At 72.2% G+C, this 19,086-nt stretch carries 16 protein-coding genes; 10 read left to right on the top strand and 6 right to left on the bottom strand.

Features of this window, described 5'->3' with window-relative positions:
* Positions 1 to 79 precede the first annotated feature (79 nt).
* From AB0412_RS23050 to AB0412_RS23040, 3 genes are read right to left on the bottom strand one after another with little or no spacing between them, the layout of a single operon-like run.
* Positions 80 to 490: a RidA family protein gene (locus AB0412_RS23050; protein WP_260824588.1), complete on the bottom strand. Its 411-nt coding sequence runs from the start codon at positions 488 to 490 to the stop codon at positions 80 to 82.
* Positions 487 to 1,260, bottom strand: a complete 774-nt coding sequence (locus tag AB0412_RS23045) for an IclR family transcriptional regulator (protein WP_366404442.1) — start codon at positions 1,258 to 1,260, stop codon at positions 487 to 489. Before AB0412_RS23045 ends, AB0412_RS23050 begins: the two co-directional genes overlap by 4 nt.
* Positions 1,257 to 2,492, bottom strand: coding sequence for a sugar kinase (locus AB0412_RS23040; protein WP_366404441.1), 1,236 nt, complete (start codon positions 2,490 to 2,492; stop codon positions 1,257 to 1,259). Before AB0412_RS23040 ends, AB0412_RS23045 begins: the two co-directional genes overlap by 4 nt.
* A gap of 135 nt (positions 2,493 to 2,627) precedes the next feature.
* On the opposite strand from AB0412_RS23040, the gene AB0412_RS23035 reads away from it, so the two are divergent.
* Together AB0412_RS23035 and AB0412_RS23030 are read left to right on the top strand one after the other, a co-directional pair.
* Positions 2,628 to 3,905, top strand: a complete 1,278-nt coding sequence (locus AB0412_RS23035; RefSeq protein WP_366404440.1) for an amino acid deaminase — start codon at positions 2,628 to 2,630, stop codon at positions 3,903 to 3,905.
* A 9-nt stretch (positions 3,906 to 3,914) separates the two neighbouring features.
* The gene (locus AB0412_RS23030) at positions 3,915 to 5,525 is read left to right on the top strand and encodes a D-aminoacylase (RefSeq protein ID WP_366404439.1); all 1,611 of its coding nucleotides are present in this window, start codon (positions 3,915 to 3,917) and stop codon (positions 5,523 to 5,525) included.
* 22 nt (positions 5,526 to 5,547) lie between these two features.
* Here the strand turns inward: AB0412_RS23030 and AB0412_RS23025 are convergent, their stop codons facing one another.
* Together AB0412_RS23025 and AB0412_RS23020 are read right to left on the bottom strand one after the other, a co-directional pair.
* Positions 5,548 to 6,477 (bottom strand): serine protease, encoded by a 930-nt coding sequence (locus AB0412_RS23025; protein ID WP_366404438.1) that lies wholly within the window; start codon positions 6,475 to 6,477, stop codon positions 5,548 to 5,550.
* A gap of 145 nt (positions 6,478 to 6,622) precedes the next feature.
* Positions 6,623 to 7,306, bottom strand: coding sequence for a hypothetical protein (locus AB0412_RS23020; protein ID WP_366404437.1), 684 nt, complete (start codon positions 7,304 to 7,306; stop codon positions 6,623 to 6,625).
* Positions 7,307 to 7,430: 124 nt separating this feature from the next.
* Between AB0412_RS23020 and AB0412_RS23015 the strand changes: the two genes are divergently transcribed.
* The 5 genes from AB0412_RS23015 (at position 7,431) to AB0412_RS22995 (ending at position 13,603) form a co-directional block, all read left to right on the top strand.
* Positions 7,431 to 8,642, top strand: coding sequence for a pyridoxal phosphate-dependent aminotransferase (locus AB0412_RS23015; protein WP_366404436.1), 1,212 nt, complete (start codon positions 7,431 to 7,433; stop codon positions 8,640 to 8,642).
* Positions 8,643 to 8,721: 79 nt separating this feature from the next.
* The gene (locus tag AB0412_RS23010) at positions 8,722 to 9,144 is read left to right on the top strand and encodes a hypothetical protein (RefSeq protein WP_366404435.1); all 423 of its coding nucleotides are present in this window, start codon (positions 8,722 to 8,724) and stop codon (positions 9,142 to 9,144) included.
* A gap of 260 nt (positions 9,145 to 9,404) precedes the next feature.
* On the top strand, positions 9,405 to 10,730 hold the full coding sequence (locus AB0412_RS23005) for an SMI1/KNR4 family protein (RefSeq protein ID WP_366404434.1): 1,326 nt from the start codon (positions 9,405 to 9,407) through the stop codon (positions 10,728 to 10,730).
* Between the two features lie 38 nt (positions 10,731 to 10,768).
* On the top strand, positions 10,769 to 11,965 hold the full coding sequence (locus AB0412_RS23000) for an AAA family ATPase (protein ID WP_366404433.1): 1,197 nt from the start codon (positions 10,769 to 10,771) through the stop codon (positions 11,963 to 11,965).
* 9 nt (positions 11,966 to 11,974) lie between these two features.
* Positions 11,975 to 13,603, top strand: a complete 1,629-nt coding sequence (locus AB0412_RS22995; RefSeq protein WP_366404432.1) for a VWA domain-containing protein — start codon at positions 11,975 to 11,977, stop codon at positions 13,601 to 13,603.
* 275 nt (positions 13,604 to 13,878) lie between these two features.
* On the opposite strand, the gene AB0412_RS22990 is transcribed toward AB0412_RS22995, so the two are convergent.
* The gene (locus AB0412_RS22990; protein ID WP_366404431.1) at positions 13,879 to 15,699 is read right to left on the bottom strand and encodes a phosphoenolpyruvate carboxykinase (GTP); all 1,821 of its coding nucleotides are present in this window, start codon (positions 15,697 to 15,699) and stop codon (positions 13,879 to 13,881) included.
* Positions 15,700 to 16,026: 327 nt separating this feature from the next.
* Between AB0412_RS22990 and AB0412_RS22985 the strand changes: the two genes are divergently transcribed.
* From AB0412_RS22985 to AB0412_RS22975, 3 genes are all read left to right on the top strand, one after another.
* Positions 16,027 to 16,740: a hemolysin III family protein gene (locus AB0412_RS22985; RefSeq protein WP_366404430.1), complete on the top strand. Its 714-nt coding sequence runs from the start codon at positions 16,027 to 16,029 to the stop codon at positions 16,738 to 16,740.
* A gap of 117 nt (positions 16,741 to 16,857) precedes the next feature.
* Positions 16,858 to 18,438 carry an MFS transporter gene (locus AB0412_RS22980; protein ID WP_366404429.1) on the top strand — a complete coding sequence of 527 codons (1,581 nt, stop codon included), beginning with the start codon at positions 16,858 to 16,860 and terminating at the stop codon, positions 18,436 to 18,438.
* Positions 18,439 to 18,442: 4 nt separating this feature from the next.
* Positions 18,443 to 19,081, top strand: coding sequence for a TetR family transcriptional regulator (locus AB0412_RS22975; protein ID WP_366404428.1), 639 nt, complete (start codon positions 18,443 to 18,445; stop codon positions 19,079 to 19,081).
* The last annotated feature ends 5 nt before the right edge of the window (positions 19,082 to 19,086 follow it).

The following is a 19,086-nucleotide window of genomic DNA, read 5'->3' as shown; positions in this document are numbered from 1 at the left end:
GCAGGGGGGATCGCGGCACGGCGCCCAAGGGGTGCAGGGCGCCGTGCCCGATGGTGTGCGTGCGGGGGGGTGAGGTGGGTCAGCCGAGGACGGCGAGGGCGTCGATCTCGATGAGGAGGCCGGCGGGGAGACCGACGTAGACGGTCGTGCGGGCCGCGGGGGGCTGGGTGAGGCCCTGCTCCTCGAAGTACGCGTTGTAGATCTCGTTCATCTCCGCGAAGTGGTCCACGTCGGTGAGGTAGACGCGGATCATCATCACGTCGTCCCAGCTCGCGCCGCCCTCTTCGAGGATCGCCTTGACGTTGGCGAGGGTCTGGAGGGTCTGCTCGCGCAGGGTGGGACCGGCGGGCGTCGGCGCCTTGCCCTCCTCCGCCGGGAGGAAACCGACCTGACCGGCGACCTGGAGGATGTTGCCCTTGCGCACGCCGTGCGAGAACTTCGCCGGCGGGGTCGTGTGGGTCTTCGGGGTGAGCGCGATCTTCTCGGTCATGGCGTGTCCTTCTCGGGGTGGTGCACGGGCGTTCTGCCGGAGTACTCGCCGCTGATCGCGTCCGCGGTACGGCGCACCAGCGGGAGCAGGGTGAGGAGTTCGTCGGCGGTCACGACGACGTTCGGTGCGGAGACCGACATGGCGGCGACCACCCGGCCGTCCGCGCCGCGGATGGGCGCGGCGACGCAGTTGATGGACTCCTCGTGGCCGCCGAGGTCGGTGGCCCAGCCCTGTTCGCGCACCTTGGCCAGTTCCTTGAGGAAGGCGTCGGCGTTCGGTGTCGAACGGGCCGTGTACAGGGGGTAGTCGAGCTTCTCCGCGAGGGCGCGGCGCTCGTGTTCGGGCAGATCGGCGAGGAGGAGTTTGGCGACGGCGGCGACGGTGATCGCGACGGGCTTGCCGATCCGGGAGTACATGCGCACCGGGTAGCGGCTCTCCACCTTGTCGATGTAGAGGACCTCGTTCTCCTCGTACACGGCGAGGTGCACGGTGTGCCCGCACTGCTCGTTGAGGCGTACGAGGTGGGGGTGGGCGATCTCGCGGACGTCGAGGTTCTCCATCGCCTCCTGGGCGAGGGCGAAGAGGCGGGCGCCGAGGCGGTAGCGCTGGTCGGACTGGCGGTAGACCAGGCCGTGTTCGTGGAGCGTGCGCAGGAGGCGCAGGGCCGTGGACTTGTGCACGCCGAGGCGGTCGGCGACCTGGCCGAGATCGGCGGGGCCCTCGGCGAGCAGCGGCAGGATGCTGAGCGCGCGGTCTACGGTCTGGCTCATGGGGTGCGTACCTCCTCGTCGGCCCGTTCCATGGCGGTCGTCCAGCCGGGGCCGAGTCGCAGTCTCCCCCACGCGGCGTCGTCGAGGGCGGCGAGGCGGCCGGCGAGGGCGGTGGAGGGGGGCGGGGCGAGGTCGCCGGGGGTGGTGAGGGCGGCGGCGGCGAAGAGGTGTCCGTACCGCAAGCGTTCCCTCACGGGCAGCGCACGCAGGCCGGCGGAGAGAAACCCGGCGGCGAAGGCGTCTCCGGCGCCGACTGTTGCTACGACGTTGACGGTGAGCGCTGGGACGAAGGTGCCCTGTGCTGCCGCGGGCCGGGTGTCGGTCGCGCAGCCCGGCGCTGACGGGGCACCGTCCGCGCCCGCCCTCCCCCGCTCTCGGCTTCGGTCGAGCGGGGGGACCCCCATCGCCTCAGCGGCACGACTGCCCGCGGGCTGGACGGGAGGGACGGGTGGCGGAAGGTCGTCGTGTCGTCGCCCGCGGGATGGCGTCGGCTCGCTGAACGCGGTCGCCCCCTTCGCTCCCTGCTTGACCACCAGCGTCTGCGGCTCCGGCAGGGCTTGCCTGATTGCCGTCGGGCCGCCCGTGAGGCCCCAGGCCTCCTCCGCCTCGTCCTCGCCCACGAAGACGATGTCGGCCCGGCGGGCCAGGTCGAGCAGGACGTGGGGGCCCGCTGCGTTCCGCCACAGGCCCGCCCTGTGGTTCACGTCGAAGGAGATCAGCGGGCGGCCAGGGCGGGGGGCGGTCAGCTCGCGGAGCAGGTGCAGGCAGCCGTCCGACAGGGCCGCCGTGATGCCCGACAGGTGCAGGACCCGGCCGGTCAGTGCCGCGTCCATGTCCACGTTCTCCGGGGTCATCGCGGAGGCCGCCGAGCCCGCGCGGTAGTACGCCACCTCGTGCGCGTCCGTCGCGCGGTCGCCCGCCGTGCGGAAGTAGATGCCGGTCGGGCGGCCGGGGTCGCGGTCCACGGACGACACGTCGACGCCGTGTCCGGCGATCGTCTCGACCAGGTGATCGCCGAAGGGGTCCGCGCCGACCCGGCTGATCCACCGCACGGAGTGGCCCGCCGCCGCCAGCATGCACGCGGTGTTGGACTCCGCGCCGCCGATCGCACGGTCGAAGGACGGCACGTCGGCGAGGCGGCCCGGGGTGGACGGCAGGAACGTCACCATGGACTCGCCGAGCGCGACGACGTCCACGACGCCGGGGTCGTGGGAGGGTCCGGTGACGGTCACGATGGCGGGGCTCCTTGTCGCCTGCGGGGGATGCGGTGTCCGTTGACCCCGCGTGGCCGAGATGTTAGACAGCGGTGAGCGATATACGCAATGAACGTTGCAAAGAATGCAACGACCCTGATCGGGAGGTTTCCCATGGTCTCCGGCACCGGCTCCGACGCCCTCGCCCGCCTCGCCGACGAACGCGTCGACCACCGTTTCAGGGGCCTCCCGCCGGACGCCGAGGCCCTCACCGTGGGGGAGCTGGCCGCCCGGCGCCTGAATCTCTTCACCGACGGCTTCACCACCCCCGTGCTCGCCCTGTCCGCCGAGCGCCTGGAGCACAACCTGAAGCTGATGGAGACGTACGCGGCCCGGCACGGCCTCGCCTTCGCCCCGCACGGCAAGACCTCCATGGCCCCGCAGCTGTTCCAGCGGCAGATCGAGCACGGCGCGTGGGGCATCACGCTGGCCGTTCCGCACCAGGTTCGCGTCGCGCGGGCCTTCGGCGTCCAGCGCGTCTTCCTCGCCAACGAGCTGGTCGACGGCGCCGCCCTGCGCTGGCTCTCGGCGCAGCTGGACGCCGACGACGACTTCCGCTGCGTCTGCTACGTCGACTCGGTGCGCGGCGTCGAGCTGATGGACGCCGCGCTCCGGGGCGCCCGGCGCCCCGTGGACGTCGTGATCGAGCTCGCCGCCGGTGAGGGCGCCCGGACCGGGGTGCGGACGGAGGCCGAGTGCGCCGCCGTCGCCGACGCCGTGGCCGGTGCGCGCGGGCTGCGGCTGGTCGGGGTCGCCGGATACGAGGGCGAGGTGCCGGGGGCCGATCCGGAGCGGGTGCACGCCTGGCTGCGCAGGCTGGTCGCGCTGGCCGTGGAGTTCGACAAGGCCGGGCGGTTCGCCGGGCTGGACGAGATCGTGGTGAGCGCGGGCGGCAGCGCCTGGTTCGACGCGGTCGCCGACGTCTTCGCGGAGATCCCCGAACTGTCGGCGCCCGTGCTGAAGTTGCTGCGCTCGGGCGCGTACGTCTCGCACGACGACGGGCACTACCGCAAGCTGACCCCGTTCAACCGGGTCCCGGAGGAGGGGGCCCTGGAGCCCGCCTTCCGGCTGTGGGCCCAGGTGGTCTCCCGTCCCTCCCCCGAGCAGGCGTTCCTCAACGCGGGCAAGCGGGACGCGGCGTACGACCTCGATCTGCCGTTCGCCCAGGTGGTCCGCCGGGACGGGGCCGAGCGCCCGGCGGCCGGGATCACGGTGACCGCCCTGTCCGACCAGCACGCCTGGCTGCGCACCACCGGGGAGGCCGATCTCCAGGTGGGCGACTGGGTGGGCCTGGGGCTGTCCCACCCGTGCACGTCGTTCGACAAATGGGTGCTGATCCCCGTGGCGGAGGCGGACGGCACGGTGGTCGACTACATCCGTACGTTCTTCTAGGAGGCCGTCGTGGAAGAGCTCGTCATACGGGACGCGGACGTCGTGGACGGGTCCGGGGAGGCGTCGTACCGGGCGGACGTGGTCGTCGACGCCGGCCGGATCGTGTGCATCGTGAAGGAGGCGGCGGCAGCGGGCTGCCAGCGGCCGAAGGCCCGCCGTGAGCTGGACGCCGAGGGGCTGGTCCTGTCCCCGGGGTTCATCGACATGCACGCCCACAGCGATCTGGCGCTGCTGCGCGACCCCGACCACAGTGCCAAGGCCGCGCAGGGCGTGACGCTCGAGGTGCTCGGGCAGGACGGGCTGTCGTACGCGCCGGTCGACGACCGCACGCTCGGCGAGGTGCGCCGGGCCATCGCCGGGTGGAACGGCCCCGGTGACGACGTCGACTTCGACTGGCGGTCGGTCGGCGAGTATCTGGACCGGCTCGATCGCGGGATCGCGGTGAACGCGGCCTATCTGATCCCGCAGGGCACCGTGCGTGCGCTGGCCGTCGGCTGGGAGGACCGGGCGGCGACGCCCGAAGAGATGGACCGCATGCGGCAGTTGGTCGCCGAGGGCATGGAGCAGGGCGCGGTGGGCCTGTCGTCGGGGCTGACGTACACACCGGGCATGTACGCCGGGGACGCCGAACTCACCGAGCTGTGCCGGGTGGTGGCGTCGTACGGCGGCTACTACTGCCCGCACCACCGTTCGTACGGCGCCGGGGCGCTGGAGGCGTACGAGGAGATGGTGGCGCTCACCCGGGAGGCGGGCTGCCCGCTGCACCTGGCGCACGCGACGATGAACTTCGGCGTGAACAAGGGCCGGGCGCCCGAGCTGCTGGCGCTGCTGGACGAGGCACTGGACGCCGGGGCCGACATCAGCCTCGACACGTACCCGTACACGCCGGGCTGCACCACCCTCGTCGCGCTGCTGCCGAGCTGGGCGAGCGAGGGCGGCCCTGAGGCGGTCCTGAAGCGGCTCGCGGACGAGGAGACGGCCGAGCGGATCCGGCATCACCTGGAGGTGACCGGCTCGGACGGCTGCCACGGGGTGCCCGTGGAGTGGGAGACGATCGAGATCTCGGGGGTCGGGGACCCCGCGCTGGGCGAGTACGTCGGCCGTACGGTGCTGGAGTCGGCGCGGGTGCGCGGCGAGAGTCCCTGGGCTGTCGCGCGTGAACTGCTGCTGAGGGACCGGCTGGCGCCGACGATCCTGCAGCATGTCGGCCACGAGGAGAACGTGCGCGCGATCATGCGCCACCGGGTGCACACCGGCGGCTCGGACGGCATCCTCCAGGGCGCGAAGCCCCATCCGCGCGCCTACGGCACGTTCCCGCGGTATCTCGGGCACTACGTACGGGAGTTGGGGGTGCTGTCGCTGGAGGAGTGTGTCGCTCATCTGACCGCCCGTCCGGCCGCGCGGCTGCGGCTGCCGGACCGCGGGCTGGTCCGCGAGGGGTACAGGGCCGACCTGGTGCTGTTCGATCCGGAGACGGTGGCGGCGGGCTCGACCTTCGAGGAGCCGAGGGCGCTGCCGACGGGCATCCCGTACGTGCTGGTGGACGGGCGGTTCGTGATCGAGGACGGGCGGCGCACCGACGTCCTGGCGGGGCGGGCGGTGCGCCGGACTCCCCGGTGACCGCCCGCCCGTCAGGTGCGGGTCACGGCTTGGGGATCAGGCAGCCGCTCGCGCTCAGGTCGAGCTTGCTGTCCACGCCGAAGCAGGCGGGGAACAGGTAGGTCTGCTGGGCGTAGTTGATGCCCTGGCGGACGGTGACGGTGCCGTTCTCGTCGATCTCGCACGGGTTGTTGACCGTGCAGCGCTCGCCGTCCTCGTTGCCGGTGTTGTTGACGGCGACGACCTTGCCGGTGGCGGTGTCGACGACCGGGGAGCCGGAGGTGCCGCCGATGGTGTTGCACTCGGGGGTGTAGCGCACCGAGTCCTTCCAGGTCCAGTCGCCCTCCTTCATGCGGTACGCGAAGCCGTCGATCGAGCAGTTGTAGATCCTCCTCCAGTAGCCGGAGACCACGCTGATGGAGGTCCCGGCCGCCGGGCGGTTCGCGTCGAGGGCGAGCGCGTCGATGCCGTACGCGCTCTTGATCTGCGCGTAGGTGGTGCGCAGCCGGTAGATCGCCGCGTCCGTGTCGGTCATCGTCGCGTAGACGAGCCGGTCGGCGCGCAGCGTGGCGACCCGGGAGCCGGAGGCGCTCAGCAGGGAGAAGGTGCGGCTGGACGCGCGGTCGACCAGGACCTGGCCGGGCGCGGGGAAGCCGCTCTCCAGGCAGTGGCCGTTGGTGAGGACGAGCGCGGGGTCGTCGTCCGCCGAGCCGGGCATGCGGACGACGGAGCCGGAGCAGTTGCTGAGCGCGACGGTCCCGGCGAAGTTCACGGCGCCGGCCTTCGGCGCGGTGAGGCCGGACAGGGTGCCGAGGACGTCGTCGACGGTGTCCATCACCGTGCCGGTGGTGCCCGTGGTCGTGGTCGTGCTCATGTCCGGGCCCGTGGGGGAAGGCTCGGCGGCGACCGCGGGCGTCGCGCCGGCACCGGCCATCGCCAGCGCGCACAGCGCGACGACGAGAGGTTTTCTCATGTGGGGGTCCCCTCTTGCGACGGAGGCGACCGGAATCCTCCGGCCGCCCACAGAATTGTCATGCGCATTGTCATCATGGCGACGGCGAGGGGACAAGGGTTCGTTTCCGACGGGCGGTACCGACCCACCCGGCCTGGCAGCGCTCCTACTTGGGCCGCTTCGTCGCGCCGTGACCCCGCCCCGGCCGGTCACCGGAGTTGCCCGGACCAGCCTGGCCCGGGTCACCGGCAGAGGGGGCGGTCGCCGTGGGGAGGGTCGGTGCGGAGGTGGTGGAGGCGCCGGCGGAGGGCGCGGACGACGCCGCACCGGACGTGGCGTCGTCACCGGGAGCCGGGGTGCCGGGGCCCGCACCGGCCGTCGGACCGTCCGTGGCGGCCGGCGGCGCGGACTCACCGGTGTCCGGCTCCGCCGCCGGTCCCGTGCGCTTCCCCTTCTCACCGGTGCCGTCCGAGGACGACCCGGAGAACGCGAACCCGGCGACCAGCGCCGCCACGGTCACGGCACCCAGCGCGCCGCCGGTCATCGCGACCCGGCGGGAGGGACGGGCCCCGGAACGCCGGGCGCGACGGCCGGGAGCGCGGTGCGAACGGTGCTCGCCACCCCCGGGCCGGTGCGGGGCGGGTTCGGCCCCGGAAGCAGCGCCGCCCTCCGCCACGGGCGGCAGTTCGGCCGTCTCGTCGTACGCGTTCTGCCACCCGTGCGCCGCCGCCGGGTCGGCGTACGCGTCGTAGGCCGGGGGCGGTGGCGGCTGCGGGAGGTACACGTTCGGGGGATCAACGGGTTCCGAAGCGTCGTTCCCCTGATCGGCGTAGCGGGGGTGCCTGGGCATGGCGGCACATTGTAGGGACGCGAGGGGCCCCTGGGACAGCGAGCGGACATATGCGCCCGAACCGCTCGTCTCACGTGGCGGAAGACACGGCCCAAGGGGCGATTCGGGACCGTAAGCTCCCTGCATGCAGGTGATCCAGTCGACCAAGCTCGCCAACGTCTGTTACGAGATCCGGGGCCCGGTGCTCGAGGAGGCGATGCGGCTCGAGGCGGCCGGGCATCGGATCCTCAAGCTCAACACCGGCAACCCGGCGGCGTTCGGCTTCGAGTGCCCGCCCGAGATCCTGGAGGACATCCTCCGCAACGTGTCGTCGGCCCACGGCTACGGCGACGCGAAGGGCCTGCTGGCGGCGCGCCGGGCGGTCGTGATGCACAACCAGACGCTCGGCATCGAGACCGACGTCGAGCACGTCTTCATCGGCAACGGCGTCTCCGAGCTGATCGTGATGGCCATGCAGGGCCTGCTGGACGACGGCGACGAGGTGCTGGTGCCGGCGCCGGACTACCCGCTGTGGACGGCGGCCGTCTCCCTGTCCGGCGGCACTGCGGTGCACTACCGCTGCGACGAGCAGTCCGACTGGATGCCCGACCTCGCCGACGTCGAGCGCAAGATCACCGACCGCACCAAGGCGCTCGTCATCATCAACCCGAACAACCCCACCGGCGCGGTCTACGACGAGGCCGTCGTCAAGGGGCTGACGGACATCGCCCGCCGTCACAACCTGCTGGTCTGCTCGGACGAGATCTACGACAAGATCCTCTACGACGACGCCGTCCACACCCCCACCGCCGCCGTCGCCCCCGATCTGCTCACGCTCACCTTCAACGGCATGTCGAAGGCGTACCGGGTGGCCGGCTACCGGGTGGGCTGGATGTCGATCTCCGGCCCGCGCGCCCACGCGGACTCCTACATCGAGGGCCTGACGATCCTGGCGAACATGCGGCTGTGCGCGAACATGCCGGGCCAGCACGGAGTGGTCGCCGCGCTCAGCGGACGCCAGACGATCAACGACCTGGTGCTGCCGGGCGGGCGGCTGCGCGAGCAGCGGGACGTGGCGTACGAGCTGCTGACCCAGATCCCGGGGGTGAGCTGCGTGAAGCCGAAGGGGGCGCTGTACCTCTTCCCGCGGCTGGACCCGAACGTCTTCAAGATCAGGGACGACCGGCAGATGGTCCTGGACCTGCTCCGGCGCGAGAAGATCATGGTGGTGCAGGGCACCGGCTTCAACTGGCCGGAACCGGATCACTTCCGCGTCGTGACCTTGCCCACGGTCGCGGACCTGCGGGACGCCGTGGGCCGTATCGGGCGCTTCCTGGACGGCTACGGCCAGCCCTGAGGCCCGATTTTATGGACGGCTCAACTTTAGACCGATTCTAAGCTAGGATGGCTTCCTGACAGCTCACAGGAGGCCATCCATGTACGAACCGATCCGCACCAAGTCGGTCCACCGCACGATGGCCGGCACCCCCCACGACTTCCCCCACCGTTCCCGCGAGGAGGAGCTGGACATCCAGCTCGCGGGCCACCTCGCCGCTCTGCTCGCCGTCACCGACGAGCTGCGCGCGACGGCACCCTCGGCCGACCTGGACACGGCGGCCGAGCGGCTCGCCGCACAGGTGACCCGGCTGCGGGGAGGACGTACGCCGGCCCGCGCGTCGGTGCGCACCACCGGGGGCGAGGCGGACGCCGCGGCCCTGCACGAGCGGGCGCACACCCTCGCGGGCCGTGCGCTCGTCGTCGCCGCCTCCCGCGCCGACACGGCGGCCGCCATTCTGGCCGCCGAGCGGATGGACGCGCATGCCGCGGCGCTGGAGCCGCGGGCGCTCGCGTCCCACTGAGCCCTTCGGGCTCCCTCTGACGGCCCCGGTCCGCGTGCACCCGCAGCGACGCGCGGACCGGGTGCCACAGCACTGCGTTGGCTTGGGCCGGGGCGCCTACTCGTCGTGGGTGGCCTGTCGTCGGGCGGCTTTCCCTGATCCGGGGCTGGTCGCGCCCACGCGGCGGAGCCGCACATCGATACAGCCCCGCGCCCCTTGGGGGGTTGTCGTACCGTCCGCCTACGATCGGCTCCAGTTGGTTGATCTGAGGGGGAGGGATTGTGGGGGCCATCCATGACTTCGCAGTCTGGGAGTCGTTGCTGCGGATCGTGCGGGGGTCGCAGGGGGAACGGCTTGCCGCGCCGGGGAGTTGGGTAACGGGGCAGGTCGGGCTCGGGGGCTGGAGCGTGCCCGGCTGGCGGGACGAGTTCAGCGCGATCGAGGGGGTGCACCAGGCGCTCAGGGCCGATGGCTTGGACAACGTGTCGTTCATCTGTGAGACGGGGCCCGGCGGGAAGACGCTGCTGCATGTCGTCGAGGGCGGGCCCGCCGTCGAGTACGGCATCACCAGTCCCTACATAGGGGCCCTGGTTCTCGTCGAGGGCGCCGTCCCCGAGCCCTGGCGGCGTCTTCCCGAGACCGTGCCGGGTGCGGGGCCCGCGCCGTCGGCGGACGCCGCGTTGCTGGAGCGGACCCTGCGTGAGCGGCTGCCCGACGCCGTCGGGGCCACCGAGGCGGAGATCGCCGGAGCGGAAGCACGCCTCGGTGTCACACTGCCCGACGAGCTCAAGGCGCTCTACCGCGTCACCCGGGCCCGGTGGCAGGACTGGAGCGGCGACTACGCGGCGCAGGAACGCGTGAGGGACGCGGTCGGTTGCGAGCTCTTTCCGCTGGACGGGCTGTACGTGGCGGACGCGCGCTCCCGCCCCTGTCCCTGGCAGTACGCGGCGAAGGACGTGGCCGTCACGGGGCCGGACGACGCCGTGCAGGACCTGGCCGGCTCGCCGGGCTGGATCGCCTTCGGGGACAACGGCGGCGGCGACCGGGTGGCGCTCGACCTGACGCCGGGCCCCCGCGGCCACCTCGGGCAGATCATCATGATCAGTCACGAGGAGGAGGTCGGTGCGCACCTGCGCGCCGAGTCCCTCACCGACATGGTGGTGAACCGCCGCAACGACTGGTACGCATCCCGCACCCGCAACCGCCCGCCCATGGTGGCGCACGTGGTTCGCGGCGCCCTGGACAGCGTGGCCGCCGCCGCCCACCCCGATCTGGAGGTGCTCGGCATCGGCGAGGGGAGCCGCGAGCCGGTCAGTCTCACCCCGGCCGCCGGTCTTCCCCGGCTGCGGACCCTCGACGCCTGCCCGGGTACGCTCGCCGACCCACTGGAGATCGCCGGGCTGAAGGCGCTGGAGTACCTGCGCCTCGGCCCCGAGGAGTGGCGGGTGCTGCTCGACGCGGGGGCCGTGCCCCGGAGCCTGTCGGCGGCTTCGATCGACGTCCGGGGCGAACAGCATCCGGTGCCGCTGCTGGACCTCGCGAACGAGATCCTCGCCCTGTGGGACCGCCCCCTGATCACCCGGACCGTCCTCGAGGGCGACCTGTAGTCGGGCGGGGGTCCGGACGCGGAAGGGGAGAGGCGGGCATGGACGACGGGCGGGACACGGCGCTCAGGCTGCGGGCGATCTGCGACGAGCTGTCGGAGCGCTTCTACGAGCGGGCGGACGTCGTGCGGACGCTGGTGGTGACCCTGCTGGCCGGGCAGCACTCGCTGGTGCTCGGTCCGCCCGGCACGGCGAAGTCGGAGCTGGCGCGGGAGCTCACGGGCCGGATCGAGGGGGCGTCGTACTGGGAGATCCTGCTGTCGAAGTTCACCGCGCCGACGCGGATGTTCGGCCCCATCGACGTCGCCGCGCTGGCCCGGGGCGAGTACCGGCAGGTGTACGAGGGGCGCGCCACGACCGCGCATGTCGCGTTCATCGACGAGATCTTCAAGTGCTCGACGGCCGCGCTCAACGAGACGCTGGGCTTCCTCAACGAGCGGATCTACCACCCCGAGAACGGAGGCGCCCCGATCCGCTGCCCCCTGATCGGGGCCATCACGGCGAGCAACGAACTGCCCGACGGGGAGGACTCCGCCGCGATCTACGACCGCCTGCTGGTGCGGATCGAGGTCGGCTATCTGGAGGACCCCTCGAACTTCGCCGCCCTGGTCCGCTCCGCCGTCGGCCGCCCCGCGGCACCGGCGCCGCCGACCACCGTCGAGCTGGCCGCGCTGCAGCACGCCGTCGCCGAGGCCGTACCGGCCGTGGACGTCCCGGACGCGATCGTGGACGCGGTGGTGACCCTGCGGGCCGCCCTGCGCCGCAAGGAACTCGTCGCCTCCGACCGCCGCTGGCGGCAGGCGGTGGGGCTGCTCCAGGCGTCCGCGTACCTCGACGGACGCACGGGGGTCGCCGAGACCGATCTGTCGGTGCTGACCCATGTGCTGTGGGACTCCCCCGCCCAACGCCCGATCGTCGAGCGGGAGGTGCTGCACCTGGTCAACCCGGACGCCAAGGAGGCGCTCGATCTGGCCGATGTGATCGAGGAGCTGGAGGCCCAGCTCGACGCCATGGCCGGGCAGTCCCGCGAGGCACTGAGCGAGTGGGTCATCAAGAACGCCCACAACAAGCTCGCCATGGCGGGCAAGCGGCTGGAGCGACTGCGCGAGGAGGCGGCGAACGCCGGCCGCTCCACCGCCGCGATCGACCGGGTCACCGGACGCCAGCGGGCCGTGCGCGCCCGTGTCCTCACCGAGGCCCTCGGGATGGACGCGAGCATGGTGCAGGGGCAGCTGTGAGGCGGCGCGATGGGTGAGGCCGGCAGTGCGCTGGACGAGCTGGCACACCGGTCCGGGACGTGGCTGGCCCGGTCCGCCGCTCCTGCCCCACGGCACACCGCGGCCGTGGTGGCGGGCCCGTTCGACCGGGTCGCGTGGCGTGATGTGTACGAGCAGTCGGCCGCGCTGCGTGACCTGGCCGCGGATCTGGGCCGGCGGCACGACCACACCGCCGACCTCCTGACGGACGTGTTCCTGGCCGCCTGTCAGGCCGCCCCGCGTCTGCGCGACCGCGCGGAGATGGCACCGTCCCACCTGGTCAACCACCAGGTCGTCGCCGCGCTGACGCACTCGGCCGGATTCGCCGAGCTGCACCGGGAGACGGCCGGCGACGCCTACGCCGCCGCCATGGCCGTACTCGCGCAGGCCCCGGCCCTGCGCGGGCTGCTGGAGCGCACCCGGGAGGCCCGGGACCGGGCGGAGCAGGCGGATGGGGCCCGGCAGGAGGCCGCGGCAGCGGCGGCCCGTGTCGGTGAGGCGCTCCGCGAGGCGGCCGAGGAGGCCGGCGCGGACGGCGCTGTCCCGGCCCCGGCCGCCGATGCCGTACGCCGGGCGATCGAGGCCGCCGAAGCCGCCGAAGCCGCCGAGGCCGCTGCCCGGCAGGAGGCCGGCGCCGCCGCGCAGGCCCTCGCGGCGGCGCTCCCCGGCATCCGTGCCGCCGCCCGGAACGCGACGGCGACGGCGGCCGAGGCCGTCCGTCAGGAGGCCGCGCTGATGCGCGCGTGGGGCGTCGGTGCGGGACGGCTGGAGCGGATGCCGTTCGACGAGCGCGCCCGGCTCGCCGAGCGGCTGCGCGGCGGCCGGCTCGCGCGGTGGGCCGACCTGATCGGGCGCTTCCGGCAGATGGCCGCAGGTGAGCGCGCCCGCAAGGTGGAGAACGCGACGGGGGAGCTCGTCGGCGTCACCCTCGGCGACGACCTGTCGCGCGTCATCCCCTCCGAGCTGGCGGTCCTCGGCATACCGGAGCTGCGTGCGGTGTTCGCCGCGCGCTACGCCGCGGGGGAGCTGATGCTGTACGACACCCGGGGCGAGCAGAGCACCGGCCGGGGTGCCGTCATCGCGTGCGTGGACACCTCGCACTCCATGTACGCGGAGGGCCCCGGCGGGATCACCCGCGAGGCCTGGTCCAAGGCGTGCGCCCTGGCCCTGCTCGACCAGGCCCGGCACGCGGGACGGGACTTCGTCGGGATCCTGTTCTCCGCCGCCGACAAGATCCGGGTGTTCCGCTTCCCGGGCGACCGGCCCGCGGACATCGCCGACGTCCTCGACTTCGCGGAGACCTTCCTCGGCGGCGGCACCGACTTCCAGCGGCCGCTCGGCACGGCCGCCGCACTGCTGGAGGAGGAGTTCGAGGACACGGCGCGCGGGCGCGGCGACATCGTGCTGATCACCGACGACGCGTGCGAGGTCACGGAGACGTGGGTGCGCGGCTGGAACGAGGCCAAGCACCGCCTGGGCTTCCGCCTCTTCGGCGTCGCCGTCGCCACCCCGGACGCCACCGGGGCCGGTTCGGTCCTGGAGTCGCTGTGCGACAACCTGCGCACCGTCGACGACCTGACCGACGTGCACAGCGCCGCCGACCTGTTCCGGGTGATCTGACCGGGCCCGGTGGAAAGCCGAGCGCCCCGGCCGGCGGTGTCCGCCGGCCGGGGCGCTCATCGGCACGTTCGTGAGAGCCCGCGGGCGGGCCGTGCCGAAGTGGGCGGGGGTGGGCCTGTCGCCGCCGGGTCCCGTCGGGGCGGACGGGGAGCGGTGACGGGCCCGGAACCCCGCACGCCGTTGTGCGGGGCCCCGCCGGTCAGGCCCGCGGCCGGCCTGTGACGATCGCTGGTCAGGGCATCCGGACCGGCCGCGGAGTCTTCAGTGGGCCGTGCTCAGCCCAGGCGCTCGACGAGCGCGCGGTACTGGTCCCACAGCTCCTTCGGGGTGTGGTCACCGAAGGTGTTCAGGTGCTCGGGGACCAGGGCGGCCTCCTCGCGCCACACCTCCTTGTCGACGGTGAGCAGGAACTCCAGGTCGGACTCGGACAGCTCCAGGCCCTCGGTGTCCAGCGCGTCCTTCGTCGGCAGCACGCCGATCGGGGTCTCGACGCCCTCGGCCTTGCCCTCCAGGCGCTCCACGATCCACTTCAGGACGCGGCTGTTCTCACCGAAGCCGGGCCAGACGAACTTGCCCTCGTCGTTCTTGCGGAACCAGTTGACGTAGTAGATCTTCGGCAGCTTGGACTGGTCCTTGTCCTTGGCCACGTCGACCCAGTGGGCCATGTAGTCGCCCATGTTGTAGCCGCAGAACGGCAGCATGGCGAACGGGTCGCGGCGCAGCTCGCCGACCTTGCCCTCGGCGGCGGCGGTCTTCTCGGAGGCCACGTTGGCGCCGAGGAAGACGCCGTGGTTCCAGTCGAAGGACTCGGTCACCAGCGGTACGGCGGTGGCGCGGCGCCCGCCGAAGAGGATCGCCGAGATCGGCACGCCCTTGGGGTCCTCCCACTCGGGCGCGATGATCGGGCACTGGGCGGCGGGGACGGTGAAGCGGGCGTTCGGGTGGGCCGCCGGGGTCTCCGACTCCGGGGTCCAGTCGTTGCCCTTCCAGTCGGTGAGGTGGGCGGGCGGCTCCTCGGTCATGCCCTCCCACCACACGTCGTTGTCGTCGGTGAGGGCGACGTTGGTGAAGACGGCGTTGCCCCACAGCGTCTTCATCGCGTTGGCGTTGGTGTGCTCGCCGGTGCCGGGAGCGACGCCGAAGAAGCCCGCCTCGGGGTTGATCGCGTACAGGCGGCCGTCCTCGCCGAAGCGCATCCACGCGATGTCGTCGCCGATCGTCTCGACCGTCCAGCCGGGGACGGTCGGCTCCAGCATGGCGAGGTTGGTCTTGCCGCAGGCGCTCGGGAAGGCGGCGGCGACGTACTTGGACTCACCGCGCGGCGGGGTCAGCTTCAGGATGAGCATGTGCTCGGCCAGCCAGCCCTCGTCGCGGGCCATGACGGAGGCGATGCGCAGGGCGTAGCACTTCTTGCCGAGCAGGGCGTTGCCGCCGTAGCCGGAGCCGTAGGACCAGATCTCGCGGTCCTCGGGGAAGTGCGAGATGTACTTGGTCTGGTTGCAGGGCCACGGCACGTCCTCCTGGCCGGGCTCCAGCGGGGCGCCGAGGGAGTGCACGGCCTTGACGAAGAAGCCGTCGGTGCCGAGCTCGTCGAGGACCGGGCGGCCCATCCGGGTCATGGTGCGCATGGCGACGGCCACGTACGCGGAGTCGGTGATCTCGACGCCGATCGCGGACAGCGGCGAGCCCAGCGGGCCCATGCAGAAGGGCACCACGTACATCGTGCGGCCCCGCATGGAGCCGCGGAACAGGCCCTTGTCACCGGCGAAGATCTCCCGCATCTCGGCGGGGTCCTTCCAGTGGTTGGTCGGGCCGGCGTCCTCCTCCTTGGCGGAGCAGATGAAGGTCCGGTCCTCGACGCGCGCGACGTCGGTGGGGTCGGAGGCCGCGTAGTAGGAGTTCGGGCGCTTGATCGGGTCCAGTTTCCGGAAGGTGCCCTTGGCGACGAGCTCCTCGCACAGGCGCTCGTACTCGGCCTCTGAGCCGTCGCACCAGACCACGTTGTCCGGCTGCGTCAGGTCTGCGATCTCGTTGACCCAGGAGATCAGTCCCTGGTGGGTGGTGGGGACGCTGGGAGCCGCGATGTCGCGCGCCACGATTGCTCCTAAATGAGGGGTTTTTTGTTTGGAGGCCCCGTGGGGGCTGCGACCCGGATGCTTGACGGTGAGATCTTGGGCGCTCATCCGGTGCCGACCGCACTCATTTGATCATCCGACGAACGCGCCCATCTGTCCAGAGGGCCGCACAGGTGAGCAACGTGACGATGGCCACGGTTTTTCGTGCCGCTTTACGTGCACGTTGGGTTCACCTGACCGTTCCTTTGCGTGATCACCCGAAGGGCCTCGTGAGAGGATGGCCACTTACCAGTGCCCAATTCGTCACACTGATCCGCAACTTACGGTTCCGTAGGTACCATGCGGACCATGACAGCGTTCGTCCCCGACGCGCCCACGGACTCGCCGGCCGACGGCCGCGGTCCGGTCGCGACCCACCTGCCGCATCCGGTCAAACCCAAGCTCCGGGGCTGGCTGCACCTCGGCATGTTCCCCGCCGTGGTGATCGCCGGCCTGGTCCTCACCGCCCTCGCCGACTCCACCCGGGGCCGCATCGCCTGCGGGGTCTACGCGCTGACGGCCTCCCTGCTGTTCGGGGTCAGCGCGCTGTACCACCGGGGCAACTGGAGCCCGCGCATGGACGGCGTCCTGCGCCGCCTCGATCACGCCAACATCTTCCTGATCATCGCCGGCACCTACACCCCGCTGACCATCCTGCTGCTGCCCGACTCCAAGGGTCAGTGGCTGCTGTGGGGCATCTGGGCGGCGGCCGCCGCCGGGATCGCGTTCCGCGTCTTCTGGGTCGGCGCCCCGCGCTGGCTCTACACACCGTGCTACATCGCCATGGGCTGGGCGGCCGTCTTCTACCTGCCCGACTTCATGCGCACCGGCGGCATCGCCGTCCTGGTCCTGGTGATCGTCGGCGGCCTGCTCTACAGCGCGGGCGGGGTGATCTACGGCATCAAGAAGCCCAACCCGTCACCGCGCTGGTTCGGCTTCCACGAGGTGTTCCACTCCTTCACCCTGGCCGCCTTCATCGCCCACTACGTGGGGATCTCGCTGGTGGCGTACCAGCACGCGTAGGCCCCTGAGCAGGTTCGGCCGCGGCAGCGATGCCGCGGCCTTTTTCATGCGCCCATGCCGTCGCGTTTGCGTGGCGGTCGTTGACAGCCCCTACTTTTTGAGAGTTACTCTCAGTTCATGGCCACTGTCGATTCACAGCACGCCGCACCCCCCGACCCCCGACGCTGGTGGGCGCTCGGTGCCCTTGTCGCGAGCATGCTCACGCTCGGCTTCGATCTGACGGTCCTCAACGTGGCTCTGCCGACCATGGCCGCGCAGCTGGAGGCGAGCACCGACGAGCTCCAGTGGATCGTGGACGCGTACATCGTGGTGTTCGCCGCGCTGATGCTCCCCGCCGGTCTCCTCGGCGACCGCTTCGGACGGCGCCGGATGCTGGTGGCCGGGCTGGGGGTGTTCCTCGCCGGGTCCCTGGCCGGAGCCCTGACGGACACCCCGGAACTCGTCATCGCGGCCCGCTCGGTGATGGGGCTCGGGGCCGCGCTGGTGATCCCGCTCGGGCTGTCCGTGCTGCCGTCGATGTTCGGCGAGGAGGAACGCGGGAAGGCCGTCGCCGCCGTCACCGCCTCCATGGCCGCGGGCATGCCGCTCGGCCCGCTCGTCGGCGGACTGCTGCTCGACCACTACTGGTGGGGCTCGATCTTCCTGATCAACCTCCCGATGGCCGCCCTCGGCATCGCCGCCTGCCTGTTCCTGCTGCCCGAGTCACGGGACCCCTCCTCCCCGAGGGTCGACGTCCTGTCCACCGCGTACAGCGCGCTCGGGCTCGGCGCCCTGGTCTTCGGCATCATCGAGGGACCCGGGCGCGGCTGGACCAGCGGCTGGGTGCTGGGCGCGTTCGCGTCGGCCGCGCTGCTGCTGGCCGCGCTGGTGGTGCGCGAACGGCAGGCCGTACGGCCGATGCTCGACCTGGCCCTGCTCGGGCGGCGCGTGTTCCTGTTCAACACGCTGGCCGCGACGCTCGGCACCTTCGTGTTCTCCGGTCTGCTGTTCCTGCTGCCCACCTATCTGCAGGAGATCGGCGGCCATGACGCCTTCGGCACCGGGCTGCGGCTGCTGCCGATGATGGGCGGCCTGCTGGTCGCGGCGCGGGCCAGCACGCCGCTCGTGCGTCGGCTGGGGCCGCGGCCGGTGGTCGCCGCGGGCCTGGTGGTGCTGTGCTTCGCCGCGCTGCTCGGCTCGCGCACCGACCCGGGCGACGGCTACGGCTTCACCGCGCTGTGGCTGACGATCGCGGGCCTCGGCTTCGCCTTCGCCATGGTGCCGGCGATGGACGCGGCGCTCGGCGGCATCGACGCCGCCGAGGCCGGCAGCGGCTCCGGGCTGCTGATGACACTGCGCCAGGTGGGCGGGGCCATCGGGATCGCCCTGCTCGGCAGCCTCGTCGCCGACACCTACGCCGACCGCGTCGACACCACCGGCCTGCCCGCGCCCGCCGCCGAGGCCGCCCGTGAGTCGCTCAGCGGGGCCCACGCCGTCGCCGGACAGCTGGACCTGCCCGCGCTCGCCGCGTCCGCCGACGCGGCGTATCTGGACGGCATGTCGCTCGTGCTGGTCGTGTGCGGTGCGGCGGCGCTGGTGACGGCCGCCGTGGCCGCCCTGTTCCTGCCGAACCCGCGGCCCGCCGGACAGGACGATGCCGCGGCCGGCACGGACTCCTCCCCGGTCATGGCCCCGGCGAAGGCCCATGACGGACAATGACGGCATGACCATGGCACGAACCCCTGTTCGCGGCGCCGCCCCCCACCTGGGCCTGCGCGAACGGAAGAAGATCAAGACGCGCATGGCGATCAGGGCGGCCACCTACGCCCTGATCAAGGAACAGGGGTACGACGCCACCACCGTCGAGCAGATCGCCGACCGCGCCGAGGTCTCGCCGAGCACCGTCTTCCGCTACTTCCCCACCAAGGAGGACATCGTCCTCACGGACGAGTACGACCCGCTCATCGAGGACCTGATGCGGGAGCGCCCGGCCGGCGAGCCGGTACTGGAGTCGGTGCGGTGGGCCATCCGGCAGGCGCTGGCGATGGCCCTCGCCGACAACCCCGACTACGAGCGGGACGAGATGGTGCTGCGGGCCCGGCTGGCCGTCGAGGTTCCGCAGGTGCGCTCGCGAATGATGGAGAGCATGTCCGTCACGGGCCGTCTGCTGTGCCGGGCCATCGCCCAGCGGACGGGACGGCAGGAACAGGATCTGGAGGTGCGGGTCTACTCGATGGGGCTGATGGGGGCCCTGCTGGAGGCCATGATCTATTGGGGCGAGGGCGGCTGCCGCGAGAACCTGCCCGACCTGATCGACCGTACGCTGGCCACGTTCAAGGATCTGCCGCACCGCTCCCCATGACATCC

The organism is Streptomyces sp. NPDC052012 (genome assembly GCF_040689265.1).
Taxonomy (GTDB): domain Bacteria; phylum Actinomycetota; class Actinomycetes; order Streptomycetales; family Streptomycetaceae; genus Streptomyces.
This window is presented reverse-complemented; position numbering and strand designations above follow the sequence as displayed.

Coding starts and splice junctions, on each gene's coding strand:
- AB0412_RS22995 (WP_366404432.1), top strand. CDS start 11,975: ATGGGTGAGGCCGGCAGTGCGCTGGACGAGCTGGCACACCGGTCCGGG.
- AB0412_RS23035 (WP_366404440.1), top strand. CDS start 2,628: ATGGTCTCCGGCACCGGCTCCGACGCCCTCGCCCGCCTCGCCGACGAA.
- AB0412_RS23015 (WP_366404436.1), top strand. CDS start 7,431: ATGCAGGTGATCCAGTCGACCAAGCTCGCCAACGTCTGTTACGAGATC.
- AB0412_RS23050 (WP_260824588.1), bottom strand. CDS start 490: ATGACCGAGAAGATCGCGCTCACCCCGAAGACCCACACGACCCCGCCG.
- AB0412_RS22975 (WP_366404428.1), top strand. CDS start 18,443: ATGACCATGGCACGAACCCCTGTTCGCGGCGCCGCCCCCCACCTGGGC.
- AB0412_RS23000 (WP_366404433.1), top strand. CDS start 10,769: ATGGACGACGGGCGGGACACGGCGCTCAGGCTGCGGGCGATCTGCGAC.
- AB0412_RS23025 (WP_366404438.1), bottom strand. CDS start 6,477: ATGAGAAAACCTCTCGTCGTCGCGCTGTGCGCGCTGGCGATGGCCGGT.
- AB0412_RS22980 (WP_366404429.1), top strand. CDS start 16,858: ATGGCCACTGTCGATTCACAGCACGCCGCACCCCCCGACCCCCGACGC.
- AB0412_RS22985 (WP_366404430.1), top strand. CDS start 16,027: ATGACAGCGTTCGTCCCCGACGCGCCCACGGACTCGCCGGCCGACGGC.
- AB0412_RS23020 (WP_366404437.1), bottom strand. CDS start 7,306: ATGCCCAGGCACCCCCGCTACGCCGATCAGGGGAACGACGCTTCGGAA.
- AB0412_RS23010 (WP_366404435.1), top strand. CDS start 8,722: ATGTACGAACCGATCCGCACCAAGTCGGTCCACCGCACGATGGCCGGC.
- AB0412_RS23045 (WP_366404442.1), bottom strand. CDS start 1,260: ATGAGCCAGACCGTAGACCGCGCGCTCAGCATCCTGCCGCTGCTCGCC.